The sequence below is a fragment of the Tissierellales bacterium genome, from assembly GCA_025210965.1.
Taxonomy (GTDB): domain Bacteria; phylum Bacillota; class Clostridia; order Tissierellales; family JAOAQY01; genus JAOAQY01.
The window spans coordinates 22147-30173 of sequence record JAOAQY010000238.1; the positions used below are offsets into that span (position 1 = coordinate 22147).

An 8027-nucleotide genomic window follows, 5' to 3' on the forward strand; every position below is an offset into this window, starting at 1 on the left:
CTGATATAATAGAAAGGAATTGTGATATTTGAAGGGAGATATATATGATATTCGAATATGAAGGGATAAAAAATAGAGCTGTTTTGAATAGAGATTTTATTACATTTGATGAAAACTGCAAAGTGGCTCATGCAATAAAAGTTATGTTAGCTAGTGGCAATAGAGAAATGTTAATAACTAATAGAGAAGGTTTTTTGATAGGTGTAGTTACACTTCAAGATTTGCGAGAATTTTTTAGTAAGGGACCTCAGCAAGAGATGATTTTGAGCGATATAATGACTAAAAATCTTATTACAGCTGAATTAGAACAGTCACTTTCAGATACTAGAAATTTGATGATAAGAAATAAGATAGGTTTAATTCCTATAATTAGTGAAAATAAAATAGTAGGAATAATACGAGAACGAGAGATATTAGATAATTTTTATACTGAAATGGAAAAAGATTTAAAGAGACTTGCAAATGTTGTAAATATAATGCACGAAGCAGTATGTTTATTGGACAAGAATGGAAAGGTTTTGATTTGGAATGATAATGCGGCTAAACTTTATGGTATTCCAACAGAAAAAATACTTGGAAATAATATAAATGATTTTTTTCCAGATGCTATAAACGCTAGAGTTCTTATAACTAAAGAAGCTGTAAATAGTTTATATCATTCACCGAAAGAAGGATCACATGTAATAGTAAATGCTGAGCCCATATTTATAAATGGAGAATTTGGTGGAGTAGTTACAACAGATCGTGATGTAAGTGAGGTAAAAGAGCTCTCACTAAAACTTGCAAATGCAACTGATCAGATGGATTTTTTGAAAAAGCAAGTAAAAAATATAAGCGATGATAATTTTGGAAGAGTTATAGGTCGTTCGAAGGCTATACTTGAACAAGTCAATATTGCAAAGCAAGTAGCTAAGTCAAATGCATCAATACTTGTAACGGGTGAAAGTGGTACAGGTAAAGAAGTATTTGCAAGATCTATTCATGATTATTGTTTCGATGACATGAAAGATAGTTTGTTTGTGCCTATAAACTGTAGTGCTATACCAAATGAGCTATTTGAAAGTGAATTGTTTGGATATGAAGCAGGTGCATTTACTGGAGCTAGTAAGAAGGGTAAGATGGGAATGTTTGAACTAGCAAATAACGGAACTATATTTTTAGATGAGATTGGAGATATGCCTCTTTTTATGCAAGCAAAGCTCCTCAGAGTTTTACAAGAAAGAAAGCTTAAGAGAGTTGGGGGAGAAAAATTTATAGATATAAATGCTAGAATTATATCAGCTACCAACAAGGATTTAGCTAAAATGGTAGAAGAAGGAACATTTAGAGAAGATTTATACTATAGATTAAATGTAATAGAACTTAAATTACCGCCGCTGAGAGATAGGAAAGGCGACATATTACTTTTAGTGGATCAATTAGTAAAAGATGAAGCCATCAAAAATAACAAAAAGATACATGAGATTACACCTGAAGCTATGGAAATTTTGACAAAGTATAGGTGGAAGGGGAATATTAGAGAATTGAAGAATACTATTGAATATTTGGTAGTGCTGTCAACTAATGGTGTTCTTTCAGAGAATTTAATTCCACTTGAAATTAGAAATGAAGTGAAATCTTATAAAAAAGATGAAAATGATACTATTATTAATTCAAAAATAGATAAAAATTTTGATTTAAATCATTATTTAGAGGAACAAGAAAAAAATATTATAAGAGAAACGCTTGAATTTTGTAAGGGAAATAAGGCTAAAACTGCAAAAATCTTAAAAATCCCACGCGCTACGCTTTATTATAAAATAGATCAGTACAGCATAAGTGTCGATAAATAGACAATCGTAATTGAATTATCAGAAAATTCCGCTGTAAACCCGTGAATTAGACAAAAAAATATCAAACTAATTAATGTCAGAAAACTGACGTATAAAAATAGGATGCTGTATACAAACAGAATGAATGCTTAAAACAAGCCGTTTATATAGAAAGACAACGGTGTCTGAAAACTGACGCTTTTTGTATATATAAACATAATAAATCCTAAAAAAAGCAATATAAGTAATTTTTATATATAATAGCTAATGCTGATAAAATAGCCCTTCTTCGATAAAAAACTAACAAATTTGAATTTGTTAAAAAGTTGGCATGCCATTTGCAATAGTAATAGGCATAGGAAAACAGTGAGGAGGTGGAAAGATGAATATAGTATTGATGCTAAAACAGCATGTTGGAGCACCTTGCAAAGCAATAGTTGATGCTGGCGATCATGTTAAAAAAGGTCAATTAGTAGCAGAGCCTCAGGGATTAGGTGCAAATATACATTCTAGTGTTTATGGTGTAGTTGAGTCTGTAGATGAAATGCAAATCATCATAAAGGCAGATGATGAACAGCCGGAAGAGTATGTGAAACTTAAAAAAACTGATGACTATCTTGAATTGATTAGAGAAGCAGGTATCGTTGGTGCTGGTGGAGCTGGTTTTCCAACTGCAATTAAATATAAAACTGATTTAAAAGGTGGATGTGTTATAGCTAATGCCGCAGAATGTGAACCTATACTTGATCACAATACAAAGATGATGGAATTGCATCCAGAATATGTTGTAGAAGGTCTTAAGTATGTAATGGAAATTACAAATGCAGATAAAGGATATATTGCTATAAAACCAGTCCACAAGAAAGCTTGTATCGCGATGGGACGAGCATGTAAGAATGAGCCTAACATTGAAGTTAAGTTCCTTCCTAATATGTATCCAGCAGGAGATGAAAGAGTTATAGTTAGAGAAATTATGGGCGTTGAATTAGAACCTGGGCAATTACCTCTTGAAGCAAATGCTGTTATCTCAAATGTTGAAACACTTAAAAATGTTTACTTTGCGATAAAAGATAGAAAACCTGTTATAACTAAGGATGTTACTGTAGGAGGAAGAGTAGTTGATGCAATTGAAGGAAAAGTTTTCTTTGATCAACCGCTTGGTATGCCTGTAGGACACTATATAGAAACTGCTGGTGGTTATATTGAGCCACATGGCGAAATAGTTATTGGAGGACCTTTTACTGGTAAAAAAGGTGAAGAGTCGACTCCGCTTACTAAAACTAGTGGTGGTATTTTAGTAGCTATGCCATTCCCACAAGAAACAAGAAAAGTAGGTATTTTGGAATGTGAATGTGGGGCAAATGAAGCTCGTCTTCGAGAAATTGCAGAAGAAATGGGAGCTGAAGTTGTTTCTACAGCTAAATGTAAGAGAATGGTTGAAGTAAACGGCAGATACCGCTGTGATAAGCCTGGATGTTGTCCGGGACAAGCTGAAACAATACTTGGTCTTCGTAAAGAAGGTGCTGAGGTTGTATTGACTGCTACTTGTCAGGATTGAACGAATACTGTTATGAAAGTGGCTCCTAGGTTAGGAATCCCCGTATATCACAGTACCGATCACACACTGAGAGCAAGTGGTCACAAGCTTTATAGAAAAAGTAAATAGGTAACTACGAGAAACTGAATAGGCTATTCAGTTTTTCGATAGATATGATTGTTAAAAAAATGCTTAACTCGAAAAGGAGGTACACATATGTCAATTACTAAAGAGACTGCTATGGAACATGCTAATGATGTTGCAGTAACATGCTGCAGATTTGAGGCTGGAACAGTAATTGAACCTGCTAATTTGGAGGATCCTAATATCCTTCCAGACTTGGAGGACTCGGGATTATTAGAAATTCCGGCAAATTGTTTAAAAATCGGTGAGGTATTAGGTGCAAAACTTAAAGAAACAGTTGATGCATTAACACCTTTAACTGCAGAGGTATTAGAAGGCGTTACTGCTATGGCAACTGAAAAAGAAGAAGTAGAAGAAGCTGTTACTGTTGAAGCGGTTGCTCCAGTAGCACCAGTTGCTCCAATTATGAGTGGTAACCCAGGAACAGTTAAGATTCATATCGGTGAAGGAAGAAATATTGATTTAGAAATTCCTTTAACTGTAGCTGGTCAAGTTCTTGGAACAGAAATTCCACAAGTACAGGCTCAAGTTGCTGCTCAAGGAACTAATGCTGTGGTAGCAGATAGTCATGAAGAAAAAATAATCCGTACTTTAAAAAGAAAGCATTATGAAATCAAAGAAGTTAAAGTTGAAGGAACTGAAACTAAATTTGATGGCAAAACATTATATATTAGAGAAGATATCTGTAAAGATGCTATTGCATCAGAGGAATTGGTTACAGATTTGAAAATAGATATAATCACACCAGATAAATACAGTGAGTACAGTGAAACAATCATGGACGTTCAACCAATCGCTACTAAAGAAGAAGGCGAATTAGGTGAAGGTGTTACTAGAGTCGTAGATGGCGCTATTATGATGGTTACTGGAACTGACGAGAATGGTGTTCAGATTGGTGAATTTGGTTCATCAGAAGGTATCCTTGATAGAAATATCATGTGGGGACGTGCTGGTGCTCCTGATAAAGGTGAAATCTTTATCAAAACTCAAGTAACAGTAAAAGCTGGTACTAATATGGAAAGACCTGGCCCTATGGCAGCACATAATGCTACAGATATTATTACTCAAGAGATTAGAGAAGCACTAAATCAAGTTGATGATGCCTTAGTAGTAAATGAGCAAGAGTTTAAGCAAACTCGTCATCCAGGTAAGAAAAGAATTGCAATTATTAAAGAAATCATGGGTCAAGGCGCTATGCATGATAATTACATCATGCCAAATGAACCAGCTGGAACATTAGGTGCTCGTCCAAACGTTGACTTAGGAAACGTGCCAGTAGTGGTTTCACCATTACAAATTTTAGATGGTTGTGTTCATGCTCTTACTTGTATCGGACCTGCTTCAAAAGAGACATCTCGTCACTATTGGAGAGAACCACTAGTAATGAATGCGTTACATGATGAAGAAATAGACTTAGTAGCGGTTATCCTTGTTGGTTCGCCACAGGTTAATGCTGAGAAATTCTATGTATCTAGACTATTAGGTATGACTGTTGAAGCAATGGATCTTGATGGTGCAATTGTTACAACTGAAGGATTTGGTAATAACCATATCGACTTCGCTAGCCATATCGAACAAGTAGGTATGAGAACTAACGTGGTTGGTGTTACTTATTCTGCAATGCAAGGTCAGTTGGTTGTTGGTAATAAGTACATGGATGCTATGGTAGATAATAATAAATCTGCACAAGGTATCGAGAATGAGATACTTTCAAATAATACGTTAGCTCCAGAAGATGCTATTAGAGCTATGTATATGCTTAAAGCTAAGATGGGCGGAGAGTCAATCAAAGAAGCTGAAAGAAAATGGAATCCAAACGTTAAACTTAATAACGTTGAGGTTATAGAAAAAGCTACTGGAGAAAAGATTGAGCTTGAAGCTAATGAGCAAATATTAGAGAAATCTAAGAAAAGAAGAGAAATCTACGAAGTAGAAGAAGCTTAATATATAGGTATATAAAAGGTTAGGAGTGTGTCAAGTGGACAGATTAAAATATATTTCATCAGAAAGTTTTTATGAAGCAGTTATCGTTGATTTTAATGATTGTTCGGTAACTATGGAGATTAAAGGAAGATTGGGACGATTGAAAGTACCAAGGAGAATGGTTATAACAGAATATGATATAAAAGTTGGGATGACTGTAGGATTTATGCTTTCTTATCCAGAGGTTTTAGGACCAGAGGTTGATGAAGAGGAAGTCTACAAGGCACATAGACAATTAGAAGCAGAACACAGAACAGAACAATATTATAAAAATTTAGAATGTGAAGATAAATAGGAGGTAAGAATATGGATTTTACAATCGTAAAAGGATTACAATCTGAAATATTTGTTCCAATCACCCCTCCACCAGTTTGGACGCCTGTAACTAAACCATTAAAAGATATGGTTGTTGCATTGGCAACTGCAGCGGGTGTACACTTGAAATCAGACAAGAGATTTAACTTAGCTGGAGATACAAGCTTTAGAGTAGTGCCAGGAGATGCACCTTCTGGGGATTTAATGGTATCTCATGGTGGATATGACAATGCTGATGTTAATAAAGACATCAACTGCATGTTCCCTATTGATAGAGTTAGAGAACTTGTTGAAGAAGGATTTATTAAAGGTATAGCACCTGTAAACTTTGGTTTCATGGGTGGTGGTGGAGACGTTAGAGTTTTCACTGAGGAAACAGGTCCAGAAATCGCTAAACAATTAGTGGATGAAGGCGTTGACGCTGTATTAATGACAGCTGGTTGAGGTACTTGCCACCGCTCTGCAGTTATCGTGCAGAGAGCGATTGAGGAAGCGGGAATTCCAACTATTATCATTGCCGCTTTACCTCCAGTAGTAAGACAAAATGGATCACCTCGTGTTGCAGCACCATTGGTACCAATGGGAGCAAACGCTGGTGAGCCTAACAATAAAGAGCAACAGCATGCTATCGTTAAAGAGACATTGCAATTGCTTGAAACAATTGAAACACCTGGTAGAATCGTGAAATTAAACCACGAATACCATGCTAGTATCTAGATATTTTGTATCAGCTCCCTCATTAGAGGGAGCTGGTTTGGACATGAAATAAGGCTAATAGCCTTTTTCATTTAACTAAATTTGTCAAACAAATAACAAAAGGGGTGTTATTATGAATTTTTCAAGAAGCATACATGCAGTTGACTCACATACAATGGGAGAACCAACACGTGTAGTTGTTGGTGGAATTAATGCGATTCCTGGACAAACTATGCCAGAGAAAAAAGAATACCTTGAAAAACATTTGGACAATCTTCGTACAGCAATTATGTTAGAGCCTAGAGGTCACAATGATATGTTCGGTTCTATCATAACTCAACCTTGTGATCCAAAGGCAGATCTTGGGATTATATTTATGGATGGCGGTGGCTATCTAAACATGTGTGGACATGGTACTATTGGTGCTATGACTATTGCTGTTGAAACTGGAATGGTTCCTAAGACAGAACCTTTAACAAAGGTCGTATTGGAAGCTCCAGCTGGATTGGTTTATGGTGATGTAAAAGTTAAAGACGATAAAGTTCAGTCAGTATCTTTTAATAATGTACCAGCTTTCCACTATATGAAAGATGCTCAAATTGAATTGCCTGAATATGGTACTATAACGTTTGATATTTCATTTGGTGGTAGCTTTTTTGCCATTCTTAGTGTAAAACAATTAGGACTTACTGTAGAACCTAAGAATGCTCAGAAATTGACAGAACTTGGTATGCAGATTAGAGATATTATTAATAGAGACATTAAGGTTCAGCATCCAGAACTTGCACATATCAATACAGTTGATTTAGTAGAATTTTACGATGATGCAAGTCATCCAGATGCAGATTACAAAAATGTTGTTATATTTGGTCAAGGTCAAGTCGACCGTTCTCCTTGTGGAACAGGTACTTCGGCTAAATTAGCAACGCTTTATTCAAAAGGAATGCTTGAAAAGGGTCAGAAATTTGTTTATGAGAGTATAGCAGGAACATTATTCGAAGGGGAAATTGTAGAAGATACAAAAGTGGGCGATTTTGATGCGATTATACCTAGAATAACTGGTGCTGCATACATTACGGGATTTAATCACTTTGTATTTGACGACGCAGATCCATTGAAAGATGGTTTCATTCTGAAATAATGTCAAAACCTGTAAATAACTTGCTTTCACCACTATAATATGCTATTATAGTGGTGAGCATGTTAAAAATATAACAAATGGGAGGAATTATATTTATGATTAATGCTATTAGAATTGCTTTGGGACTTTTTACTGCTTGGTTTGGATTTTTCTTTATTAAAGATTTTTCTACAGCTAAAAGTAATAACAATTTAGAGCAAGACACGAATTTTGCAGCAAGCGCAGCTATAGGTTTTACGACAAACTTTTTTGATACACTTGGAATAGGTTCATTTGCACCGACTACTATGTTACTTCGATCGTTTAAACAAATTCACGATAGAGTTTTACCTGGTACACTTAATGTATCTTGTACAATTCCAGTAGTAGCAGAAGCATTTATATTTATATCAGTTATAGA

The 8027-nt window shown here is 35.2% G+C and carries 7 protein-coding genes; all 7 read left to right on the plus strand.

What is annotated here, in order from left to right:
• Positions 1-44 precede the first annotated feature (44 nt).
• A complete protein-coding gene (locus N4A40_16865) occupies positions 45-1832 on the plus strand; it encodes a sigma 54-interacting transcriptional regulator (GenBank protein ID MCT4663527.1) in 1788 nt (595 codons plus the stop codon).
• A 361-nt stretch (positions 1833-2193) separates the two neighbouring features.
• On the plus strand, positions 2194-3477 hold the full coding sequence (gene prdC, locus N4A40_16870) for a proline reductase-associated electron transfer protein PrdC (GenBank protein MCT4663528.1): 1284 nt from the start codon (positions 2194-2196) through the stop codon (positions 3475-3477).
• Between the two features lie 87 nt (positions 3478-3564).
• Positions 3565-5436, plus strand: a complete 1872-nt coding sequence (gene prdA, locus N4A40_16875; protein MCT4663529.1) for a D-proline reductase (dithiol) proprotein PrdA — start codon at positions 3565-3567, stop codon at positions 5434-5436.
• Positions 5437-5470: 34 nt separating this feature from the next.
• Positions 5471-5770: a hypothetical protein gene (locus N4A40_16880; GenBank protein MCT4663530.1), complete on the plus strand. Its 300-nt coding sequence runs from the start codon at positions 5471-5473 to the stop codon at positions 5768-5770.
• An 11-nt stretch (positions 5771-5781) separates the two neighbouring features.
• Positions 5782-6507 (plus strand): D-proline reductase (dithiol) protein PrdB, encoded by a 726-nt coding sequence (gene prdB / locus N4A40_16885; protein MCT4663531.1) that lies wholly within the window; start codon positions 5782-5784, stop codon positions 6505-6507.
• Positions 6508-6619: 112 nt separating this feature from the next.
• A complete protein-coding gene (locus N4A40_16890; GenBank protein MCT4663532.1) occupies positions 6620-7627 on the plus strand; it encodes a proline racemase in 1008 nt (335 codons plus the stop codon).
• 95 nt (positions 7628-7722) lie between these two features.
• A partial coding sequence (locus N4A40_16895) for a hypothetical protein (protein MCT4663533.1) occupies positions 7723-8027 on the plus strand: 305 nt, incomplete at its 3' end.

Bases quoted from the DNA above. Each gene is read 5' to 3' on its own strand.
- N4A40_16890 (MCT4663532.1), top strand. From the start codon at position 6,620: ATGAATTTTTCAAGAAGCATACATGCAGTTGACTCACATACAATGGGA.
- prdA (MCT4663529.1), top strand. From the start codon at position 3,565: ATGTCAATTACTAAAGAGACTGCTATGGAACATGCTAATGATGTTGCA.
- N4A40_16865 (MCT4663527.1), top strand. From the start codon at position 45: ATGATATTCGAATATGAAGGGATAAAAAATAGAGCTGTTTTGAATAGA.